The following is a 19,804-nucleotide window of genomic DNA, read 5'->3' as shown; positions in this document are numbered from 1 at the left end:
CGGTGGCCCGCGACTACTACGAGGTCCTCGGCGTCCCGCGGAACGCGGACGCCGACGAGCTCCAGCAGGCCTACCGGAAGCTGGCCCGGGACAACCACCCCGACATCAACCGGGATCCCGCGGCCGAGGAGCGGTTCAAGGAGGTCAACGAGGCGTACCACGTGCTGTCCGATCCACAGCTCCGCGCACGGTACGACCGGTTCGGCGAGGACTTCCGTCAGGTGCCGGAGGACTGGGAGCAGCGCGTGCGGGCCGGCGGTGCCCGGGCGGGCGCCGGGGCGGGTCGACCTGGCCGCGGCGGCCGCACCGTCTACACCACGGACGGCGACTTCGCCGACTTCGCGGACTTCGGCGGTTTCGGTGGTGCCGGTGGCGGGATCGATCTGGAGGACCTGCTCGGCGGCATGTTCGGGAGCGGGCGGTCCGGGCCGATCGCCGGGGCGGACCAGGAGGCCGAGCTACCGCTGAGTGTCGAGGAGGCGTACCGCGGTGGCCAGCGGCCGATCACCCTGAGCGGCACCGCCGGGCCCCGCACCTACACCGTCACCATCCCGCCGGGGGTGACCGACGGGCAGCGCATCCGGCTCGCCGGTGAGGGCGGGCAGGGACGGGGCTCCGGCGCGGCCGGCGACCTCTATCTGGTGGTCCGCATCCTGCCGCACCCGCGCTTCCGGGTGGACGGTCGCGACATCACCGTCGCCCTGTCCCTCGCACCGTGGGAGGCCGCGCTGGGCGCCACGGTGCCGGTGACCACCCCGGGTGGCGAGACGAAGGTGACGGTGCCGGCCGGTTCCTCGACCGGGCGGCGCCTGCGGCTGCGCGGAGAGGGCATGCCCAACCCGAGAGGCGTGCCGGGCGACCTGTACGCCGAAGTCAAGATCATGGTTCCGCCGAGGTTGACGTCCCGGGAGCGGGAGCTGTTCGCGGAACTGTCCGAGACGTCCACGTTCGACCCGCGCCGCGACCCCGTCACCACTCGCGGCGCCGACAGCTCGGACGAGAACCCGAGACGGGGGGCGACGCGGTGATGGCCCGCTACCTGCCGGTCCTTCGGCCACACCGCCGGCTCAGCATCGACGCGCTCGCCCGCGGGAGCGGGCTCCACCCCGACCTGTTGCGTCGGTTCGTCGCGCTCGGACTCCTGCGGGCGGAGCGGGACACCGGCGGTCGGCTGTGGTTCCCGCCGAGCGAGCTCGCCGCCGTGGCCCGTATCGAGCGGCTCCGCTGCGGCCTGTCCCTGAACTACGCGGCGCTCGGCGTGGTGATCGAGCTGCTGGACCAGATCCGTGCCCTCGAGGACGAGCTGCGCAAGCGGCCCCCCACCGGCCCGGACCGGAGCGACGCTGGACGGAGTGCGTGAATGGACCTCGACCGACTGACCCAGAAGTCCCAGCAAGCCCTGTCGGACGCCCAGGACCTGGCGACCCGGGCTGGGCACACGGAGGTCGACGGCGAGCACCTGCTGCTCGCGCTCGTCGATCAACCCGAGGGGCTGGTGCCCCGCCTGCTGACCGGTCTCGGGGTCGACCTGGACGGGCTGCGGGGGGACCTCGAGGTCGAGCTGCAGAACAAGCCCCGGACCACCCGACCGGCCACCCGACCCGGCCAGGTGTCGATGACCCAGCGACTCGCCCGGCTGTTGCAGGGCGCCGAGCGGGAGGCCAAACGTCTCTCCGACGAGTACGTGTCGGTCGAGCACCTGCTCGTCGCGTTCACCGATGAGGCACAGAGCACCGCGGCCGGGCGGGTCCTGGACCGGTACGGCGTGAGCCGGGACCGGTTGCTGGCGGAGCTGACCAGTGTGCGCGGCAACCAGCGCGTCACCTCCGCCACTCCGGAAGGCGCCTACGAGGCCTTGACGAAGTACGGCCAGGACCTGGTGGCCGCGGCGCGGGCCGGTCGGATGGACCCGGTCATCGGGCGGGACGCCGAGATCCGTCGCGTGGTGCAGATCCTGTCGCGCAAGTCCAAGAACAACCCGGTGCTGATCGGCGATCCCGGCGTCGGCAAGACCGCGATCGTGGAGGGCCTGGCGCAGCGCATCGTCAACGGCGACGTGCCCGAGGGTCAGCGCGACCGCACGATCTTCGCCCTGGACATGGGCCTGCTGGTGGCGGGCGCGAAGTACCGGGGGGAGTTCGAGGAGCGGCTCCAGGCCGTGCTGTCCGAGATCAAGGCCGCCGAGGGTCGGATCCTGCTGTTCGTCGACGAGATGCACACCGTGGTCGGGGCGGGCGCGGCCGAGGGCTCGATGGACGCCAGCAACATGCTCAAGCCGATGCTCGCCCGCGGTGAGCTGCACATGATCGGCGCCACCACGCTCGACGAGTACCGCAAGCACGTCGAGAAGGACGCCGCGCTCGAGCGTCGGTTCCAGCCCGTGTACATCGACGAGCCGACGCTCGAGGACACGATCTCGATCCTGCGCGGGCTCCGCGAGCGGCTCGAGGTGTTCCACGGCGTCCGTATCCAGGACAACGCGCTCATCGCGGCCGCCACCCTGAGCCATCGGTACCTCACCGAGCGGTTCCTGCCGGACAAGGCGATCGACCTGGTCGACGAGGCCTGCGCCCGCCTGCGGACCGAGATCGACTCGATGCCCGCGGAGCTGGACGAGATCACCCGCAAGGTGATGCGCCTGGAGATCGAGGAGGCCGCCCTCGCCAAGGAGGACGACCCGCCGAGTGTGGCCCGCCTCGACCAGCTGCGTCGCGAGCTCGTCGACCTGCGTGCGGAGGCCGACGCGATGCGCGCCCAGTGGGAGGCCGAACGGCAGGCCATCCGCCGCGTCCAGGATCTCCGCGCCGAGCTGGAGCAGGCCCGTCACGACATCGCCGACGCCGAGCGCCGGTACGACCTCAACCGCGCGGCCGAGCTGCGCTACGGCCTGCTGACCGAGCTGGAACGCAGGCTCGACGCCGAGCAACAGCATCTCGCCGGCAAGCAGTCGGGGAACCGCCTGCTGCGCGAGGAGGTCACCGCCGACGAGATCGCGGAGATCGTCTCGCTCTGGACCGGTATTCCGGTGACGCGGCTGACCGAGGGCGAGCGCGACAAGCTGCTGCGCCTCGACGAGGTGCTGCACGAGCGGGTCGTCGGCCAGGACGAGGCCGTCCAGGTGGTCGCGGACGCGATCATCCGCGCACGGTCCGGCGTGAAGGACCCGCGGCGGCCCACCGGATCGTTCATCTTCCTGGGGCCCACCGGCGTCGGGAAGACGGAGCTGGCGAGGACGCTCGCCGAGGCGCTCTTCGACTCCGAGGACAACATCGTGCGCATCGACATGAGCGAGTACCAGGAGCGGCACACGGTGTCCCGGCTGGTCGGCGCGCCCCCCGGCTACGTCGGGTACGACGAGGGCGGGCAGCTCACCGAGGCGGTGCGCCGGCGGCCCTACGCCGTGGTGCTCTTCGACGAGATCGAGAAGGCGCACCCCGACGTGTTCAACACGCTGCTCCAGGTCCTCGACGACGGCCGGCTCACCGACGCGCAGGGGCGCACGGTGAACTTCCGCAACACCGTGATCATCATGACCTCGAACATCGGGTCGCAGTACCTCCTCGACGGCGTCACCCCGGACGGCCAGCTCAAACCCGACGCCCGCGAGCTGGTCATGGGTGAGCTGCGCGCGCACTTCCGGCCCGAGTTCCTCAACCGGGTGGACGAGACCGTGCTCTTCACGCCGCTCGCCCTCGACGAGATCGAGCGGATCGTCGCGCTGATGGTGCAGGACCTGGGCCGTCGTCTCGCCGACCGCGACGTCGTGCTCGAGATCAGCGAGGAGGCGCGTCACCTCATCGCCCGCGAGGGCTACGACCCGGTCTACGGCGCCCGCCCGTTGCGCCGGTTCATCGCCCGCGAGGTGGAGACCCGGATCGCCAGGGCGCTCCTGCGCGACGCGGTGCCGGACGGAGCGGTGGTCCGCGTCGAGGCGCGCGAGGGACAGCTCGTCGTCACGCACGCCGAGCAGCCGGCGGGGAGCCAGGCATGAGCGCCCCGGCCGAGCAGCGCACCTCGACGGTCCGCTGCCCGCACTGCGGGAGAACCAACCGCGTGCCGGCGGCCGCGGAGGGCAGCCCGAGCTGCGGCCACTGCCACCGTCCGCTGCCCTGGATCACCGACGCCGGCGACGACGACTTCACCCAGGTCGCCGACCGTGCGTCCGTCCCGATCCTGGTGGACCTCTGGGCGCCGTGGTGCGGGCCGTGCCGGATGGTCAGCCCTGCCCTCGAACAGCTCGCCTCCGAGCTCGCCGGCCGGATGAAGCTGGTCAAGGTCGACGTCGATCAGTCGCCCAGGGTCGCGGCGCGGTTCGCCGTTCAGGCGGTGCCCACACTGATCGTCCAGCGTGACGGCGAGGTCCTGGCTCGCCAGCCCGGTGCGATGCCGCTCGCCGCCCTGCGCGAATGGGTGCACGGGGCGCTGCCGCCCGCGCCCGATGGACCCGAGCGGCCCGAGGAGCGGACATGACCCTGCCCCCCGACCCGCACCTGGCCTACGTCCGCCCCGTGGAGCCGCACACCACCCAGGGGTGCGAGGACTGCCTCCGGATCGGCTCGCCCTGGCTCCACCTGCGGCTCTGCCTCACCTGCGGCCACGTGGGTTGCTGCGACTCCTCGCCGCGCCGGCACGCCCGCGCGCACGCCGGTGCGGACGGCCATCCGATCGTCCGGTCCTTCGAGCCCGGCGAGTCGTGGCGCTGGTGCTTCGTCGACGAGAGGATGACATGAGCCCGTCACGCTCGACCCGGTCGCTCCACACCGGGGAAGCGCCGGCCGAGACGCCGGACCTCTCCGGGGCCTTCCCCCGGCTGGAGCCGGACCAGATCGAGATGCTGGCCGGGCACGGCGACCGCCGCCCCGTCCTCCCGGGTGAGATCCTGATCGTGGAGGGTGAGCCGGACCCGGCGTTCTTCGTCGTCCTGAGGGGCAAGGTCGCCGTGCTGGAGGGCTACCAGACCCCGGACGAGCAGGTGGTCCGGGTCCACGGTCCCGGCCGCTTCCTCGGCGAGCTGGGCCTGCTGACCGGCCAGGTCTCGTTCTTCACCGATGTCGCCGCGGTCGCGGGTGAGGTGCTCGCCGTGCCGGTGGAGGAGGTGCGCCGGCTGGTCGCCCAGGACTCGGTCCTCGGCGACGTGATCCTGCGGGCCTACCTGCTGCGGCGGAGCCTCGCGATCGGGCTCGGGGCCGGCTTCCGGATCCTCGGCTCCCGGTTCTCCGCGGACACCGCGCGACTGCGTGACTTCGCCAGTCGCAACCGGCTCCCGCACCGGTGCATCGACCTGGAGACGGACGTCGAGGCCGACCGCACGTTGCGACAGCTGGGCATCGGCCCGAGCGACACCCCGCTGGTCGTGTGGCGGCATCACCTGTTGCGCAACCCGAGCAACGCCGAGCTGGCCGCGGCCATCGGTCTCCCCGCGTCGGCCGACGACGCGCCCTCCACGTGCGACCTGCTCGTCGTCGGCGCGGGACCGGCCGGTCTGGCGGCCGGTGTCTACGGCGCCTCGGAAGGCCTGCGCACCGTCGTGCTCGACGCGGTGGCGGCGGGCGGTCAGGCGGCGACGTCGTCCCGGATCGAGAACTACCTCGGTTTCCCGGCCGGGATCTCCGGCGGGGAGCTGGCCGAGCGGGCCGTGATCCAGGCCGACAAGTTCGGCGCGCGCACGCGGATCCCGGCGACCGCGACCGCGCTGGAGCGCGCCGACGGCCGCTACGTCGTGCGACTCGACGACGGTGGACAGGCCACGGCGCGCGCCGTGATCGTCGCGACCGGCGCCCGGTACCGGAAGCTCCCGGTCCCACGGCTCGAGGAGTTCGAGGAGAGCAGCGTGTTCTACGCGGCCACCCCGCTCGAGGCCCAGATCTGCGCCGACGACCCCGTCGTGGTGGTCGGTGGCGGGAACTCGGCCGGCCAGGCCGGCCTCTTCCTCGCCGACCACGCCCGCACGGTCCGGATGGTGGTCCGGGAGAGCACGCTCGACGAGTTCATGTCCAGTTACCTCGCCGACCGGATCCTGGCGGACGGACGCATCGAGGTGCTGGTGCACACCGAGGTGCGGGAACTCCACGGCGAGCGAGGGGTGCTGGAAGCCGTCGTCGTCGAGGACACCGCGAGCGGGGAACGTCGACGTCTGGAGGCCCGGGAGCTCATGGTGTTCATCGGCGCCGCCCCGTGCACCGGATGGCTGGCCGACGCCGTCGGCCTCGACTCCGGCGGGTACGTGCAGACCGGTCCCTCGGCGGCCGAGTCCGGTGCCGAGGCGTTCTCCGAGATCGGCCGTGCCCCGCTGCCGCTGGAGAGCAGTGCGCCCGGAGTCTTCGCCGTCGGGGACGTGCGCAGCGGGTCGGTCCAGAGGGTCGCCTCGGCGGTCGGCGAGGGCGCGATGGCCGTCCGGCTGGTGCACGAGCATCTCCGGGGCCTCGCCGCGGACGTGCACGCCGGCACCTGACGGACGCACCCACCGACCACCGGACCGAACGTCCCCACGAGCCCGGGAGGGCCCATGACCGCCACCTCCGGCCGCCAGACCGGTTCACAACCCCGGCTGCACGAACACGGTGGGGAGGTGCAGGCGTTCGGCACCGTCCGGCACTTCCCGCTCGGGCTGGCCCGCGACGCGCGGCTCTACTCCTGCCAACGCCTCAACCGTGTGCTGGCCGACTCCCAGATCCTCTATGCGCTCTACAAGAAGCACCACTGGCTCGTGCGCGGGCCGACCTTCTCCTCACTCCACCTGCTGCTCGACAAGCACGCCGGCGAACAGCTCCAGGTCATCGACTCGGTGGCCGAGCGGGTCCAGACGCTCGGTGGTGTCGCCGTGGGCGATCCGAGGCACATCGCCGAGATCACCCGTATCCCGCGCGCCCCGAACGGGGTCGAGCCCGTACCGGCGATGTTCTCGCGCCTGGTGGACGCGCACGAGACGATCCTCATCGAGGCCCGCGATGCCGCCACCCGGGTCGCGGCCCTGGGCGACGACGGCAGCAACGATCTCCTCGTCTCCGAGGTGGTCCGCACCGGGGAACTGCAGGCGTGGTTCCTCGCCGAGCACCTGGTCGACACACCCCTCGTCGGCACCGGTCGCGAGCGCGACGAAGCGACGAGAGACGAGTCGGGAGGTCAGTCGATCTCCGGGTGACGAGGTCGAGGCACCTCGAGATCGGCGGTCCACGAGGTCCATGGACGTCGTGAAGAAGTCCTGCTCCACCGCGGCCTTGGCGCCGTCGAGGTCGTGCTCTCGGAACGAGAGGAACTCAGCCGGTCCTACCGCCACCGATTCAATCTACGCCGGTCACCGGTGGTCCGATCGGGCGTTCCGCACCGAGAAGCGATCACGTAACGTGATCGCCGTGCACCTGCTGGAGCGCGACCACCAGCTGCGGTGCCTCCGTCGGGCCTGGGACGACGCGCTCGCCGGATCGGGGTCGATCGTCCTCCTGGCCGGCGAGTCCGGCATCGGCAAGACCCAGCTCGCCCGGGTGTTCGTCGACGGGCTCGACGACGGCCAGGTCCTGTGGGGCATGTGCGACCCGCTGGGCGTACCACGCCCGCTCGGCCCGCTGCACGACGTCGCGGCCGACCTCGGTGACTCCCTCGCCCGGCTGCTGGCCGACGGCGCTCCGCTCCACGAGATCTCCGGTGAGGTCCTGCGCCTCCTGAAGTCCGGGCCTGTGCTGCTGGTCGTCGACGACCTGCAGTGGGCCGACGAGGCCACCGTCGACCTGCTGCGCTTCCTGCTGCGCCGGATCTCCGGGACCCGGTCGCTGGTGCTGGCCACCTATCGCGCCGACGATCTCGACCACCAGCACGCGCTGCGGTGGCTGCTCGGTGACGTGGCCCGCACGCCCGCGGCCACCCGCCTCGACCTCGCGCCGCTGAGCGTCGAGGCGGTCACGACGATGGTCGGGGCGCGCGACATCGACCCGGCGCACCTGCACCGGCTCACCCGCGGCAACTCCTTCTTCGTCACCGAGATCGTCAGCCAGGACGGGGAGGTCCTGCCCACCACGGTGCGTGACGCCGTCCTCGCCCGCGCCACCGGGCTCGACGCCGCCGCCCGCGACCTGGCTGAGCTGGTCGCCTGCGCGCCCACCGGGATCCCGGACGTCCTCCTGCCCGCGCTCGGCGTCGGGAGCGGCCCCCTGCGCGCGCTCGACGACTCCGGGCTGGTCGCCCGCGACCGCCGCGGGATCACCTACCGGCACGACATCTGCCGGCTCGCCGTCGCCGACGCCATCCCCCCGGGCGGCGAGGTGGCCCTGCACCGGCGGATGCTGGCGGCGTTCGAGACGCAGTCTCACCCGGACCCCGCGGTGCTGGTGCACCATGCGATCGCCGCCGGCGACGACGAGCGCGTGTTCTCCTACGCCGACCGCGCCGGGCGCGCTGCGGCCGGGTCGGGAGCCCACACCGAGGCCGTCCGGTTCTTCCGGACCGCCCTGGACGCGGCCCCGAGCGCCACCCCCGGCGCCCGCGCCGAGCTTGCCGAGCTGCTCGCCGTCGAGCTCTACCTCACCGACCGTCTCGGCGAGGCGATCGCCGCCGGCCGCCGAGCCGTCTCGCTGCGCCAGACGGAGGGCGACCTCGGCGGCGTCAGCGCGGGCCGTCGGCTGCTGGCCGTGCTCGAGTGGTACCTCGGCGACCGACGCCGCGCCGAGGAGCACGCGGCCGCGGCCGTCGACGTCCTCGAAGCCCGGCCGGACCCTGCCCCGCGCGAGAGCGCGGCGCTCGGGCACGCGTACTCCATCCAGGCGTTCCTCGCCATGCAGATGAGCGACCTGGTGAGCGCCCGGGAGCGGTGTGCGCGGGCCCGCGAGGTCGCCGAGGGCGTCGGGGACCGCGCGTTCGAGATCCGGCTCGGCGTGATCGAGTCGGTGGTCGCCGTGATGTCCGGGGACGACGGTGCCCGCGACCGGCTCCTCGACGTCCTCGAGCAGGCGCGCGACCGGTTCGACGAGGAGGCTCGTTCCACCGTCTCCAGCAGCCTCGTCGAGCTCGACGTCGAGCAGCGCCGGCTCGACGACGCGGAGGAGATCCTCGCGCACAGCCTGCCGCTGACCGCGGAACGCGACGTCCGGATAGCGCACGGCCTCCAGCTCGGTGTCCGGGCCCGGCTGCACCTGCTGCGCGGGGCCTGGGACGACGCGAGCCGCGATGCGTCGACGGTGCTCGCCGGGAGTCGCTCGGCGGTGACCCACACGTGGCCGTGCCTGGTCCGCGGCCTGGTCGCGCTGCGCAGCGGTCGGGCCGGCGCCGGCGAGCACCTCGAGCGGGGCTGGGAGCTCGCGCAGCGCTTCGGCGAACCGCTGCGGCTGTTGCCGGCCGCCGCCGCGCTCGCCGAGCGGTGCTGGACGACCGGGACGGCCGACACCCGCCTCGATCACGCGACCACGCTGCTCTCGGCCGCGTCCCTTCCCGGCACCGAGTGGTCGGCGGGCGACCTCGCGGTGTGGCTCGTGCGCCTCGGCCGGGAGGTCGACACCTCGTCCCTCCGCGTCGCCCCGCCCTTCCGTCTGCTGCTCGACGGGCGGTCCTCCGCCGCGGCCGCGTGCTGGGAGGCGCTGGGCTGCCCCTACGAGCAGGCGCTCGCGATGGTCGACTCCGGCGAGCTCGCGGCGATCTTCGCGGCGCTGGAGATCCTCGACCACCTCGGCGCCGACGCCATCGCGGCGAGGGTCCGCCGGAATCTGCGCCGGCGCGGCGTCACCCGGATCCCCGCGCGGCCCCGGACGAGCACCCGCGCCAACCCCGCGGGCCTGACGTCCCGGCAGGTCGACGTGGTGCGCCTGCTCGCCGAGGGCCTCACGAACGCCGAGATCGCCGCGCGCCTGGTCATCTCGGAGAAGACCGCCGACCACCACGTCTCGGCGATCCTGACGAAGCTGGACGTCCGCACCCGCCGCGAGGCCGCCGCCGCGGCCCGGGTCCTGGGCGTCGTCCAGGAGCGCCGCCACGCGTCCCGCGACGAGGCCACGGAGGCTCCTCTCACCCCGCGCCCGTAGGCGACCGCCCGATCGTCCCGCATCGACGGCTCGGTCCCGGGGCTCGCGCCTTCAGGCGCGGGCCTTCGCCTTGCGCCGCCACTGCGTGAGGGCGCGCTCGGTGTAGCCGTTGGGCTCGCTGCCGCCCGTGAACACGAGCTCCAGGGCGGCCTGGAACGACTCGCTGCCCTCCAGGTCCGGCGCCATCGGCGGGTAGCCGTCCTGGCCCTCGTTCTGCTCGTCGACCAGCGCGGCCATGCGCGCGAACGTCTCGCGCACGGTGTCGGCGTCGACGACGCCGTGCTCCAGCCAGTTCGCGATGAGCTGGCTGGAGATCCGCAGGGTCGCGCGGTCCTCCATCAACCCGACCCCGTCGAGGTCGGGCACCGTCGAACAGCCGATGCCCATCCCCACCCAGCGCACGACGTAGCCGAGGATCGACTGGGCGTTGGTCTCCAGCTCGCGGCGCACGTCGGAGTCCGACAGGGTGCTCGGGTCGGTGAGCGGGAGCTCCAGCAGGTGACGGCGGTCGGCCGTGTCCCGCTTCGAGATCTCCTCCTGGACGGCGTGCACGTCGATGCGCAGGTAGTGCAGCGCGTGCAGCGTCGCGGCGGTCGGCGAGGGCACCCAGGCCGTGTTCGCGCCCGCCTTCGGGTGCCCGATCTTCTGCTCGAGCATCTCGGCCATCGCGGCGGGCTTGGCCCACATCCCCTTGCCGACCTGCGCGTGGTGCTCGAAGCCGGCCGCCAGGGCGACGTCGACGTTGCGGTCCTCGTAGGTCTGCAGCCAGACCGTCGACTTCATGTCGCCCTTGCGCAGCACCGGCCCGGCGGCGAAGCAGGTGTGGATCTCGTCGCCGGTCCGGTCGAGGAACCCGGTGTTGACGAAGATGACGCGGTTCGCGGCCGCGCCGATGCAGGCCGACAGGTTGACCGTCGTCCGCTTCTCCTCGTCCATGATGCCGATCTTGAGCGTGTTGGCCTCGAGGCCGAGGGCCTCCTCGATCGCCGCGAACAGCTCGACGGTCAGCGCGACCTCGTCCGGCCCGTGCTGCTTGGGCTTGACGACGTAGAGGCTCCCGGCGCGGGAGTTGGTGTGCGGTCCGAGGCCGCGCAGGTCGTACAGGCCGGCGACGGCGCACACGAGCGCGTCGAGCACGCCCTCGTTGGTCTCCTGACCGTCCGCGGTGAGCACCGCGTTCGTGGTCATGTGGTGTCCGCAGGTGCGGACCAGCATCAGCGAGCGACCCGGCAGCGTCAGCTCCGAGCCGTCGGCGGCGGTGTACTCGCGGTCCGGGTTGACCCGCCGGGTGACGGTCTCGCCGCCCTTCGTGAACTCCGAGGTCAGGTCGCCGGTCATCAGACCGAGCCACGTGCGGTAGGCCAGGGCCTTGTCCTCGCCGTCGACCGTCGCGACCGAGTCCTCGAGGTCGACGATCGTGGTCACCGCCGACTCGAGCACGACGTCGCTGACGTCCGCATGATGCTGACGACCCACCTGGGTCGACGGATCGAGCACCAGGTCGACGTGCAGGCCGTGGCGGACGAGCAGCACGTGGCCCTTGCCGTCGGCGTCCGGGGTGGTGAACCCGGCGAACGCCGACGTGTCGGCGAGGCCGACGGCGCCGTCGGCCGTGTCGGCGGCCAGCCCATCGGTCGAGGGGCGGTAGGCGGTGACGTCGGCGTGGCTCCCGCGCTCGAGCGGGAACAGCTCGTCGAGCAGCTCGTCAGCGGCGGCGATGACCTGGGCGCCGCGCTTCTCGTCGTAGCCCTTCGCGAGCTCGTGGTCCTGCGGGAGCGCGTCGGTGCCGTAGAACGCGTCGAAGAGCGAGCCCCAGCGGGCGTTGGCGGCGTTGAGTGAGAAGCGGGCGTTCGTGGACGGCACCACCAGCTGCGGGCCGGGGACCTCGGCGATCTCCGGGTCGACCCGGTCGACGTCGATCGTCGGGACGTCCGACGGTTCCGGCGCCAGGTAGCCGAGATCGGTCAGCAGCTTCTCGTAGTCGTCCCGCGAGCCCGCGCCGTGCTCGGCGTGCCAGGCGTCGATCTTGCCCTGGAGGTCGTCGCGCTCGTCCAGCGCCGCCGCGATGCGGGGAGCGAACCGCTCCTGCAGGCGGGCCAGGATCGACCAGAACTCCTCGCCGGTGAGCTCGACCTGCGCGAGCAGCTCGTCCTCGACGAACGCTCGCAGGTGCTCGTCGACCTGCAGCCCGGACCGCTCGGACGTCTCGGACACTGGCGGACCGCCTCTCTCACCTGCTGGACCCCTCGGGACTCCCGCGACGACGCGACGTGGGCGTCGGCGTCGGGTCTCGTGCTCTCGCGTTGCTCTGAGGACGACTCGGGAGGGCAACCCTAAGTCTTCGCGAGCGCGGGCGCAGACACGAGCCCGAGGACGACATCGCGCGCCGTGGTGCCGACGTGGGGCCACATGAAGGGTCTCGTCGCCGGAGGAGCTGCGGACGGGGCTGCGGTACGGCTTGGTGGCATCCACGGGCACGCCTGGACCAGCCGATGGCTGCGGCGGCAGCGCCGAACTGCCACGGCAGACTGCCCGGAGTCGAGCTTGGCGAGGGAGTCCGACGCTTGGGCGAGACCGCTCGCCGCTGCCCGCTGTCGCGGCCTCAGGAGGCGGTGATGGCGGCGTCCGGACCCGAGACAGCAACCGGTCGGTGACGCCGCTGTGCCCGCAGGGTGTCCGTTCGCCTAGGACGGTGACCACGCAGAACGGGACGGGACACCTGGCGAGCCGACCGGCTGCCTCACCCGTGGACTCGGCTCGACACGGAGGCCAGCCATGCGTGTGCCATTGACGGTCAACGACTTCCTGTACCGGGCGGAGGCCGTCAACGCGAACGCCGTCGCTGTCGTCGACGAGCCCTCCCAGCCCGGGGCTCCCGTGCAGACGACGACATACGCCGACCTGCTCATGCGCATCCGGGCCTGGCAGGCCGGGCTGGACGCGCTCGGCGTCGGCGAGGGCGAGCGGGTCGCCGTGGTGAGCCACAACGCCGCAAGGCTGCTCGAGCTGATGTACGCGGTGCCGTCGAGCGGGCGGATCTGCGTTCCCGTGAACTTCCGCCTGCGCGCCGAGGAGGTCGGCTACATCGTCCGGCACTCTGGAGCGTCGGCGCTGTTCGTCGATCCGGAGCTCGACGAGCCGCTCAAGACGGTCCAGGCCCGGCATCGGTTCGTGCTGGGCGGGGAGACCGACGAGCACGTCATGCGGTTCGACGTCGCGCCCCGCACGTGGTCGGACCCGCAGGAAGACGCGACGGCGACGATCAACTACACCTCGGGAACGACGGCTCGTCCGAAGGGCGTTCAGATCACCCACCGCAACATCTGGGTCAACGCCATGAGTCTCGGCATACACCTTCGCCTCTGGGAACGGGACGTCTACCTGCACACGCTTCCCATGTTCCACGCCAACGGATGGGGGTTGCCCTACCCCTTGGCTGGGCTCGGCGCCAAGCAGGTGGTGTTGCGCAAGGTGGACGGCGCCGAGGTTCTTCGGCGCGTGGACGAGCACGGTGTCACGGTGATGTGCGGAGCCCCCGCGGTGTGGAACGCGGTGCTCGACGCGGCCGCCACATGGGACGGTGACGTCCCGGGCCGGGGACGCGTACGGATCGTGTGCGCCGGCGCGCCGCCGCCGACGCGGATGATCCAGCGCATCGACGAGGAACTGGGCTGGGAGTTCCTTCAGATCTATGGGCTGACCGAGACATCGCCGATCGTCACCTTCAACCGGGCGCGGGCAGCCGACACCGCACTTCCCGCCCGGGAACGCGCACGCCGGTTGGGACGCGCCGGTGCGCCGGCCCTCGGCGTGCAGGTGAAGATCTCCGACCTCGGGGAGGTGCTCGTCCGTTCGAACGTCGTACTGGACCGCTATTGGGCGAATCCCGACGCCACCTCCGAGGCGTTGGCGAGCGGGTGGTTCCACACCGGCGACGGCGGCACGATCGACGACGAGGGCTACCTGACGATCTCGGACCGGAAGAAGGATGTGATCATCACCGGCGGGGAGAACGTGTCGTCGATCGAGGTCGAGGACTGCATCTCCCAGCTGGCCGAGGTCACTGAAGTGGCCGTGATCGGCGTGCCCGACGAGAAGTGGGGCGAGACGATCAAGGCACTCGTTGTCCGAACCCCTGGCGCCGAGATCGGCGAGCAGGACATCGTCGCCCACTGCAGACAACGTCTGGCCGGGTTCAAGGCCCCGACAACAGTGGAATTCCGCGACGCCATCCCTCGCACGGCAACCGGCAAGGTGCAGAAGTTCAGGCTTCGCGAGCCGTACTGGGCCGGTCGACAACGCGGCGTGAACTAGGCCTGCGTTGTGGCCGACGGGCACGACGAGGACGGCGATCACCCGCCGGCCCGTCCCACTGGCCACCACCCGCCGCGCGGGCACCGTGCCCTACGACGACGACTGCGGCATGGCGACGCCCGCCGACATCACCCCGCTCGACCGGCCGGATCCTCGTGCCGATCCACGGGGCCACGTCGCCCGGGCGGTGACCCGCGAGGGCCTCCGCCGCGGGGCCTAGGCTGGTCCGGCCCGCGGCGGTCGGGCCCGGAGAGGACAGCATGACGACCGGGACCGGCGAGCTGGGCAGCACTCCGAGCGAGATGAATCCGCTCGAGACCATGATGTGGCGCGCCGAGGTCGACCCGCGCCTGCGGTCGCCGGTCATCATCCTCGACCTCCTGGACACCGCCCCGGACTGGGACCGGGTCGTCGCGTCCCACGAGTGGGCGACGCGCTTCGTGCCTCGCCTGCGCGAACGCGTCCTGGAGCCGTGGGGCGACTGGGGCACGCCGGCCTGGGTGCCCGACCCGGACTTCGCGCTCCCGAACCACCTCGGCCGCGAGAAGGTGACCTGCGCCGGCGGGTGGCGTGAGCTCCTCGACCTCGCCGCGTCGATGGCCCTGACCCCGTTCGACCGCGAGCGCCCGCCGTGGGAGGCGAGGATCGTCACCGGGCTCGAGGGCGGACGGGCGGCCTACATCCTCAAGGTGCACCACAGCGTCGCCGACGGCCTGGGGCTGGTGCAGATCCTGCGCATGCTGCACAGCGGGGTGCGCGAGCACACCGACCACCCCGACCACCCTGAGCCCGACCGCCACGGCCCCTCGCGATGGGGGCTCACCGTGACGCAGGCGGCGCGGGCCGTCGTGGGCGTGCCGACGCGGGCGGCGGGCGTGGTGTCCGCCGGCGCGGGGCTGCTCGGGCGTCTCGTCACGCGGCCCCTGGCGACGGTGTCCGACGGCTCCGCGTTCCTCGGGTCGGCGCTGCGGGCCGCCGTCGGGCCGGTCGTGCCCCGATCGCCGCTGCTGCGCGGCCGGAGCCTGGAGCGCCGCTTCGAGGCGCTCGACGTCGACCTCGGCGCGCTCAAGGCCGCCGGGCGAGCAGCGGGCGGGTCGCTCAACGACGCGTACCTCGCCGCCCTGCTCGGCGGGATGCGGCGCTACCACCGGCGGTTCGGCGCGATCCCCGAGCACCTCGCGATGGGCATGCCGGTGAACACCCGGGACCGCGACGACCCCGTCGGCGGGAACCACTGGGCCGGCACGCGCTTCGCGGCGCCCCTGGGCGACGCCGACCCGGTCGCGCGCATCCGACACGTCCGGGAGGTCGTCCGGCGGACCACCGGCGAGCGGGTGGTCGACGGCCTCGGGCTCATCGCCCCGCTCCTGGCCGTGCTGCCCCCACCGCTGCTCGCGCTGATCCAGGGCGGGGCGACGAGCGCGAACGACCTGCAGGCCAGCAACGTCCGGGGCATGACGGGGCCGGCGTACCTGGCGGGCGCGCAGATCGTGCGCAGCTACGCGTTCGCGCCGCTGCCGGGAGGCGCCACGATGATCACGCTGACCTCCCACGGCGACACGTGCTGCGTCGCGGTGACCCTCGATCCCGCGGCCATCACCGACCCCGACGCGTTCGTCGAGGACCTGCGGGCCGGCTTCGACGAAGTCCTCGCCCTCGCGCCCGCGCGCTGACCCGCTCCTGCCGGGCGTCCGTCAGACCGCGCCCGGCTCCTGGTCGAGGTCCGGCGGGCTCGCGCCGCGGGAGCCAGAGCTCGATCAGGGCGCGCCTGTGTGACGCGTGGTGAACACCCCGAGCAGCTCCCCGACGGAGTGGTCACGCTCGGCGGGATGGCGGAGCGGGAGGTCGGGATGGACCTCGTAGCGGTTGCGGCGACCGACCCTCAACCGACGCAAGTACCCGGCCGCTTCGAGGTCGGCCACGATGGACTGCGTGGAGCGCTCGGTGATGCCGACCTCGACGGCGACCTCGCGCAGCCGTCGCTCGGGATCCCTGGCCAGAGCGATGAAGACGTGGGCGTGGTTCGTCAGGAACGTCCAGCCGGGCCGCTGGCTGTCGTCCGCCGCCATCATCGCCTCACCCACAGTTCGTGTATCAGGCATCGTAGATGGCCGCCTCGACGGGCCGGGCTCGACGGCGCAGGTGGGCCTGCGCCGCCGAGCGAGGCTTCACCTCCGTGCGCGGGCGCGATGCGAGGGGCGGCGCCGGCTCCACAGAGGCTCGAGGTCGGCGAGTTCGGCGTCGGTGGCCTGGCGGAACGGGGAGACCCCGGCGGGCGCAGGAGCGTGGCCGCTCTCTCCCCGGCTGGTCCACCAGCTGGCGGCGATGGCCACGGTGAGAATGGTGGTGATGACGGCCAGGCTGATGGGCGTGGGGATGTAGGCGATGTCGACCTTGAGAGCCATCTTGATGCCGACCCACACGAGCACCAGCGCCAGGCCGAGCTTGAGGTAGCGGAAGCGGTGCACCAGGTCGGCGAGCAGGAAGTACATCGCCCGTAGCCCGAGCAGGGCGAAGGCGTTGGCCGTGAACACCAGGAACGGCTCGTCGGTCACGGCGAAGATCGCGGGGATCGAGTCGACGGCGAAGACCACGTCGGTGACCTCGACCAGGACCAGTACCGCCAGCAGCGGCGTGGCGAGCAGGACCCCGCGGCGGCGGATCAGGAAGCGTTGCCCGTGATACGCGTCGGTCATCGGCACCAGACGCCGGAACAGCGTGAGCGTCCGGGAGGTCGAGGGGTCGATGTGACTGTCGCGCTGAACGGCCATCTTGATGCCGGTGACGACGAGGAACGCGGCGAACAGGTAGAGCACCCAGGAGAAGTTCGCGATGAGGACCGCGCCGGCGGCGATGAACGCGCCCCGCAGCACCAGGGCTCCGAGCACGCCGAGGAAGAGCACCCGGTGCTGGAACTGGGGTGGTACGGCGAAGAAGCTGAAGATCACCGCCCACACGAACACGTTGTCGACGGCGAGCGACTTCTCGATGAGATAGCCGGCGAAGTACTGCTGACCGAACTCGGCGCCCCAGACGACCCAGACGAGGACGCCGAAGCCGACGCCGATCGCGACCCAGACCGCGGACCACGCCGCGGCCTCGCGGACCCCGATCACGTGGGCGCTGCGGTGGGCGACCAGGTCCACGGCCAGCATGGCCACGATCCCGGCCAGCACCGCCAGCCACATCCACAACGACACGTTCATGCACACCTCCGAGTCGACACGCCGGCCTGCTCGGAGGTCTCTCCCGACCCGACGTTCGGGCCCGTCCCGGCCGGGCGAGCACAGCAGGGTCACGCCATCTGCTGCGCGCCGTGATGACGACCCGGGACGCGGGGGATACTCCCCTCCACCGAGAACAAGCGAAGCACAGTTCGCGATTCATAGCAACAGCAGTGTGGGCGCGACGCCGGCTTTCGGCGCGTCCGTGGGGCCGGCCCGAGCGGCGCGGGACCGGAGAAGGTCACGGGGCCGGTGGTCTCCATGCAGCCTGGGAGCGGGGCCCGGACGTGCGTCGTCGCGAGCGCCAGGAGGTCCGCGCCTGTTCCCACAGGGGACCGGCCAGCAGCCACAGGGCGACGAGCCAGCCCATGCGTCCGACCCAGGCCCAGAGCTCGCCGGTGCGACCGGGGTCGCCGACCATCGCGATCGCCGTGATCAGGAGGACGACGGCGATCCCCGCCGCGAGCGTCGCGCGGGCCCACTCCTGCCAGGCAAGGCGGACCCGCGCCGACGTCCCGTGGGCCGGCGCTGGCTCGGGCGGCGGGCCGTCGGCCCAGCGATGGGCCGCCCGGACGTCGGCCCATCGCACCATCCGGTGGCCGAAGACCACGGAGAAGCCCAGGTAGACCGCGGCGAGACCGTGGGCAGGGGACGGTGCACCGCCGGCGCGGAGATCGGCGGCGGTGAACGCGAGCAGTGCGAGGTCCACGAGGGGCACGCAGATCAACAGAGCCGCCCCGAGGCGCGGCCGGTGCAGGCCGTACCGGGCCAGGAGGCCGGCGGCCAGGACGACCCAGAAGCCGACCTCGCACACCACGATCGCCGCGACGAGCACGATGACCTCCCACCGCCCTTGTAGTACAGCTGTGTCGTCAAGGTATCAGCACAACTGTGCTAAAACATCCCCGTGCCTCGGCTCGTCGATCACGCCGCCCGCCGGCAGGAGATTGCGGAAGCGCTGTGGCGCGTCGTGCGCCGCGACGGGGTCCACGAAGTCTCGGTGCGCACCGTCGCCGACGAAGCCGGCACCTCACCCGGCGCGCTGCGCCACTACTTCGCCAGCCAGGACGAGCTGCTCGGCTTCGCGCTGCGGGCCGTCGTCGACCGCGCCGCCGCCCGGTTCGCCCGTCTGTCCCAGAGCCTGGCCGGCCCGAGGCTCGGCGTCCGCATCCTGGAGGAGCTGCTGCCGCTGGACACCGAGCGCACCGAGGAGGTCCAGGTCTATCTCGCGCTCGTCGCCCGCAGCGCCACCGACCCCGCGCTGCGCCTCGTCCGCGACCAGGCCGAGGTGCTCGTCGCCGCGACCGTCGCCGACGCCGTCCGACTCGTGCTCGGGGACGGCGCCGTGATGCCCTCCGCCGGCCTGGCCACGTACCACCTCGTCGACGGGCTCGCCCTGCACGGCGCGACCTGGCCGGAGCGCTATCCGCCGGAGCATCTGCGCGAGGTGCTCCGTGCGCATCTCGCCACGCTCGTCCACAGCTCCGAGCAGGGCGACTGACCACCGACCGCCCCCGGGTCCTGCCGGGTCGTCCAAACGTCAGGACGGTCAGCGCCCGGTGCGCCGCCCACCGCACGGCCGTCGGGACCGAGACGTAGGAGGCGAGGGTGAGCCAGGCGAGTCGGGGTGCGAGGGCCCGGGCGGCCCGCGTGTCGAGCCGGGCGGTCGTGACGACGGCGTGGGTGGTGGTGGCCAGTCCGACCACGGTGTTGGCGGCGCCCAGCGCAGGACTGCGCAGGCCGAAGTAGAGCGGGGCGAAGGCGGCGAACAGCTCTCCTGGGCCCTGCGGGACGTCAACCGCGCGGCCGACGAGTCGACTCGCACTGGCACAGCGGCTCGGGCTCCGCGCCGTCGACCACACCGCGGTGAACCACGTGCTCACCGCCGAGCCCCCCATCGGGCTCTTCGAGCTGGGCCATCGGCTCGGCATCAGCAGCGGCTCGGCGACCGAGCTCGTCGCTCGGCTCGAGCGCGCCGGTCATCTCGAGCGCCGGCGTGACGGGCACGACCGGCGCCGCGTAGCCCTCTACCTCGGGGAGGAGACCCTGACGCGCGTCCTCGGCGAGCTCGCACCGCTGTTCGCGGCCGTCGACGACGCGGCCGAGCAGTTCACCGAGGCCGAGCTCGCGGTCATGGGGCGCTACCTGCGCCTCGTCGCCGAGCGCATGCGGCACTTCGCGCGTTCGGACCTTGCAGGGTCGTCGTACGTCTAGACCGTATGGAGGCCCGGCGCCCCGCTCGTAAGTTGGCGCGGGTCGCCG

17 protein-coding genes and 1 pseudogene are annotated in these 19,804 nt (G+C 72.6%); 13 read left to right on the top strand and 5 right to left on the bottom strand.

Going from position 1 to position 19,804, the window contains the following annotated elements:
* The first annotated feature begins 2 nt into the window (after nucleotides 1-2).
* The 8 genes from PH189_RS27130 to PH189_RS27095 all read left to right on the top strand — a co-directional run bounded on the left by PH189_RS27130 (nucleotide 3) and on the right by PH189_RS27095 (nucleotide 10,004).
* Nucleotides 3-1,028 (top strand): J domain-containing protein, encoded by a 1,026-nt coding sequence (locus PH189_RS27130; RefSeq protein WP_274191981.1) that lies wholly within the window; start codon nucleotides 3-5, stop codon nucleotides 1,026-1,028.
* A complete protein-coding gene (locus PH189_RS27125) occupies nucleotides 1,028-1,360 on the top strand; it encodes a chaperone modulator CbpM (protein WP_274191980.1) in 333 nt (110 codons plus the stop codon). Before PH189_RS27130 ends, PH189_RS27125 begins: the two co-directional genes overlap by 1 nt.
* A complete protein-coding gene (gene clpB, locus PH189_RS27120; protein WP_274191979.1) occupies nucleotides 1,361-3,991 on the top strand; it encodes an ATP-dependent chaperone ClpB in 2,631 nt (876 codons plus the stop codon).
* Nucleotides 3,988-4,470 carry a thioredoxin gene (trxA, locus tag PH189_RS27115; protein ID WP_274191978.1) on the top strand — a complete coding sequence of 161 codons (483 nt, stop codon included), beginning with the start codon at nucleotides 3,988-3,990 and terminating at the stop codon, nucleotides 4,468-4,470. Before clpB ends, trxA begins: the two co-directional genes overlap by 4 nt.
* Nucleotides 4,467-4,730, top strand: coding sequence for a UBP-type zinc finger domain-containing protein (locus tag PH189_RS27110; protein WP_274191977.1), 264 nt, complete (start codon nucleotides 4,467-4,469; stop codon nucleotides 4,728-4,730). Before trxA ends, PH189_RS27110 begins: the two co-directional genes overlap by 4 nt.
* Nucleotides 4,727-6,451 carry an FAD-dependent oxidoreductase gene (locus PH189_RS27105; RefSeq protein ID WP_274191976.1) on the top strand — a complete coding sequence of 575 codons (1,725 nt, stop codon included), beginning with the start codon at nucleotides 4,727-4,729 and terminating at the stop codon, nucleotides 6,449-6,451. The genes PH189_RS27110 and PH189_RS27105 overlap by 4 nt, the downstream gene beginning before the upstream one ends.
* Before the next feature lie 54 nt (nucleotides 6,452-6,505).
* Complete coding sequence (locus PH189_RS27100; protein ID WP_274191975.1) at nucleotides 6,506-7,141, top strand: Dps family protein; 636 nt, start codon at nucleotides 6,506-6,508, stop codon at nucleotides 7,139-7,141.
* A gap of 211 nt (nucleotides 7,142-7,352) precedes the next feature.
* Nucleotides 7,353-10,004 carry an ATP-binding protein gene (locus PH189_RS27095; RefSeq protein ID WP_274191974.1) on the top strand — a complete coding sequence of 884 codons (2,652 nt, stop codon included), beginning with the start codon at nucleotides 7,353-7,355 and terminating at the stop codon, nucleotides 10,002-10,004.
* A gap of 51 nt (nucleotides 10,005-10,055) precedes the next feature.
* Here the strand turns inward: PH189_RS27095 and PH189_RS27090 are convergent, their stop codons facing one another.
* Entirely contained in the window at nucleotides 10,056-12,218 is a 2,163-nt protein-coding gene (locus tag PH189_RS27090; protein ID WP_274191973.1) for a malate synthase G, read from the bottom strand.
* A 561-nt stretch (nucleotides 12,219-12,779) separates the two neighbouring features.
* Here PH189_RS27090 and PH189_RS27085 point away from each other — a divergent pair.
* The 3 genes from PH189_RS27085 to PH189_RS27075 are packed head-to-tail and all read left to right on the top strand — an operon-like array spanning nucleotide 12,780 to nucleotide 15,991.
* The gene (locus PH189_RS27085; protein WP_274191972.1) at nucleotides 12,780-14,318 is read left to right on the top strand and encodes an AMP-binding protein; all 1,539 of its coding nucleotides are present in this window, start codon (nucleotides 12,780-12,782) and stop codon (nucleotides 14,316-14,318) included.
* 7 nt (nucleotides 14,319-14,325) lie between these two features.
* Nucleotides 14,326-14,538, top strand: coding sequence for a hypothetical protein (locus PH189_RS27080; RefSeq protein WP_274191971.1), 213 nt, complete (start codon nucleotides 14,326-14,328; stop codon nucleotides 14,536-14,538).
* A gap of 40 nt (nucleotides 14,539-14,578) precedes the next feature.
* Nucleotides 14,579-15,991, top strand: coding sequence for a wax ester/triacylglycerol synthase domain-containing protein (locus tag PH189_RS27075; protein WP_274191970.1), 1,413 nt, complete (start codon nucleotides 14,579-14,581; stop codon nucleotides 15,989-15,991).
* An 84-nt stretch (nucleotides 15,992-16,075) separates the two neighbouring features.
* On the opposite strand, the gene PH189_RS27070 is transcribed toward PH189_RS27075, so the two are convergent.
* The 3 genes from PH189_RS27070 to PH189_RS27060 form a co-directional block, all read right to left on the bottom strand.
* Entirely contained in the window at nucleotides 16,076-16,390 is a 315-nt protein-coding gene (locus tag PH189_RS27070) for an AsnC family transcriptional regulator (protein WP_274191969.1), read from the bottom strand.
* A 96-nt stretch (nucleotides 16,391-16,486) separates the two neighbouring features.
* The gene (locus tag PH189_RS27065) at nucleotides 16,487-17,524 is read right to left on the bottom strand and encodes a TerC family protein (RefSeq protein ID WP_274191968.1); all 1,038 of its coding nucleotides are present in this window, start codon (nucleotides 17,522-17,524) and stop codon (nucleotides 16,487-16,489) included.
* 259 nt (nucleotides 17,525-17,783) lie between these two features.
* The gene (locus tag PH189_RS27060; protein ID WP_274191967.1) at nucleotides 17,784-18,377 is read right to left on the bottom strand and encodes a hypothetical protein; all 594 of its coding nucleotides are present in this window, start codon (nucleotides 18,375-18,377) and stop codon (nucleotides 17,784-17,786) included.
* 72 nt (nucleotides 18,378-18,449) lie between these two features.
* Between PH189_RS27060 and PH189_RS27055 the strand changes: the two genes are divergently transcribed.
* Nucleotides 18,450-19,043: a TetR/AcrR family transcriptional regulator gene (locus PH189_RS27055; protein ID WP_274191966.1), complete on the top strand. Its 594-nt coding sequence runs from the start codon at nucleotides 18,450-18,452 to the stop codon at nucleotides 19,041-19,043.
* A 97-nt stretch (nucleotides 19,044-19,140) separates the two neighbouring features.
* Here PH189_RS27055 and PH189_RS30570 read toward each other — a convergent pair.
* Nucleotides 19,141-19,440: pseudogene (locus PH189_RS30570) on the bottom strand (tryptophan-rich sensory protein); the annotation flags it as partial.
* Here PH189_RS30570 and PH189_RS27050 point away from each other — a divergent pair.
* On the top strand, nucleotides 19,367-19,756 hold the full coding sequence (locus PH189_RS27050) for a MarR family transcriptional regulator (protein ID WP_274192022.1): 390 nt from the start codon (nucleotides 19,367-19,369) through the stop codon (nucleotides 19,754-19,756). The pseudogene PH189_RS30570 and the gene PH189_RS27050 overlap by 74 nt on opposite strands.
* The last annotated feature ends 48 nt before the right edge of the window (nucleotides 19,757-19,804 follow it).

It is taken from the genome of Actinomycetospora chibensis (assembly GCF_028737215.1).
Lineage (GTDB): Bacteria > Actinomycetota > Actinomycetes > Mycobacteriales > Pseudonocardiaceae > Actinomycetospora > Actinomycetospora chibensis.
This window is presented reverse-complemented; position numbering and strand designations above follow the sequence as displayed.

Coding starts and splice junctions, on each gene's coding strand:
- PH189_RS27125 (WP_274191980.1), top strand. CDS start 1,028: ATGGCCCGCTACCTGCCGGTCCTTCGGCCACACCGCCGGCTCAGCATC.
- clpB (WP_274191979.1), top strand. CDS start 1,361: ATGGACCTCGACCGACTGACCCAGAAGTCCCAGCAAGCCCTGTCGGAC.
- trxA (WP_274191978.1), top strand. CDS start 3,988: ATGAGCGCCCCGGCCGAGCAGCGCACCTCGACGGTCCGCTGCCCGCAC.
- PH189_RS27110 (WP_274191977.1), top strand. CDS start 4,467: ATGACCCTGCCCCCCGACCCGCACCTGGCCTACGTCCGCCCCGTGGAG.
- PH189_RS27105 (WP_274191976.1), top strand. CDS start 4,727: ATGAGCCCGTCACGCTCGACCCGGTCGCTCCACACCGGGGAAGCGCCG.
- PH189_RS27100 (WP_274191975.1), top strand. CDS start 6,506: ATGACCGCCACCTCCGGCCGCCAGACCGGTTCACAACCCCGGCTGCAC.
- PH189_RS27085 (WP_274191972.1), top strand. CDS start 12,780: ATGCGTGTGCCATTGACGGTCAACGACTTCCTGTACCGGGCGGAGGCC.
- PH189_RS27075 (WP_274191970.1), top strand. CDS start 14,579: ATGACGACCGGGACCGGCGAGCTGGGCAGCACTCCGAGCGAGATGAAT.
- PH189_RS27070 (WP_274191969.1), bottom strand. CDS start 16,390: ATGATGGCGGCGGACGACAGCCAGCGGCCCGGCTGGACGTTCCTGACG.
- PH189_RS27065 (WP_274191968.1), bottom strand. CDS start 17,524: ATGAACGTGTCGTTGTGGATGTGGCTGGCGGTGCTGGCCGGGATCGTG.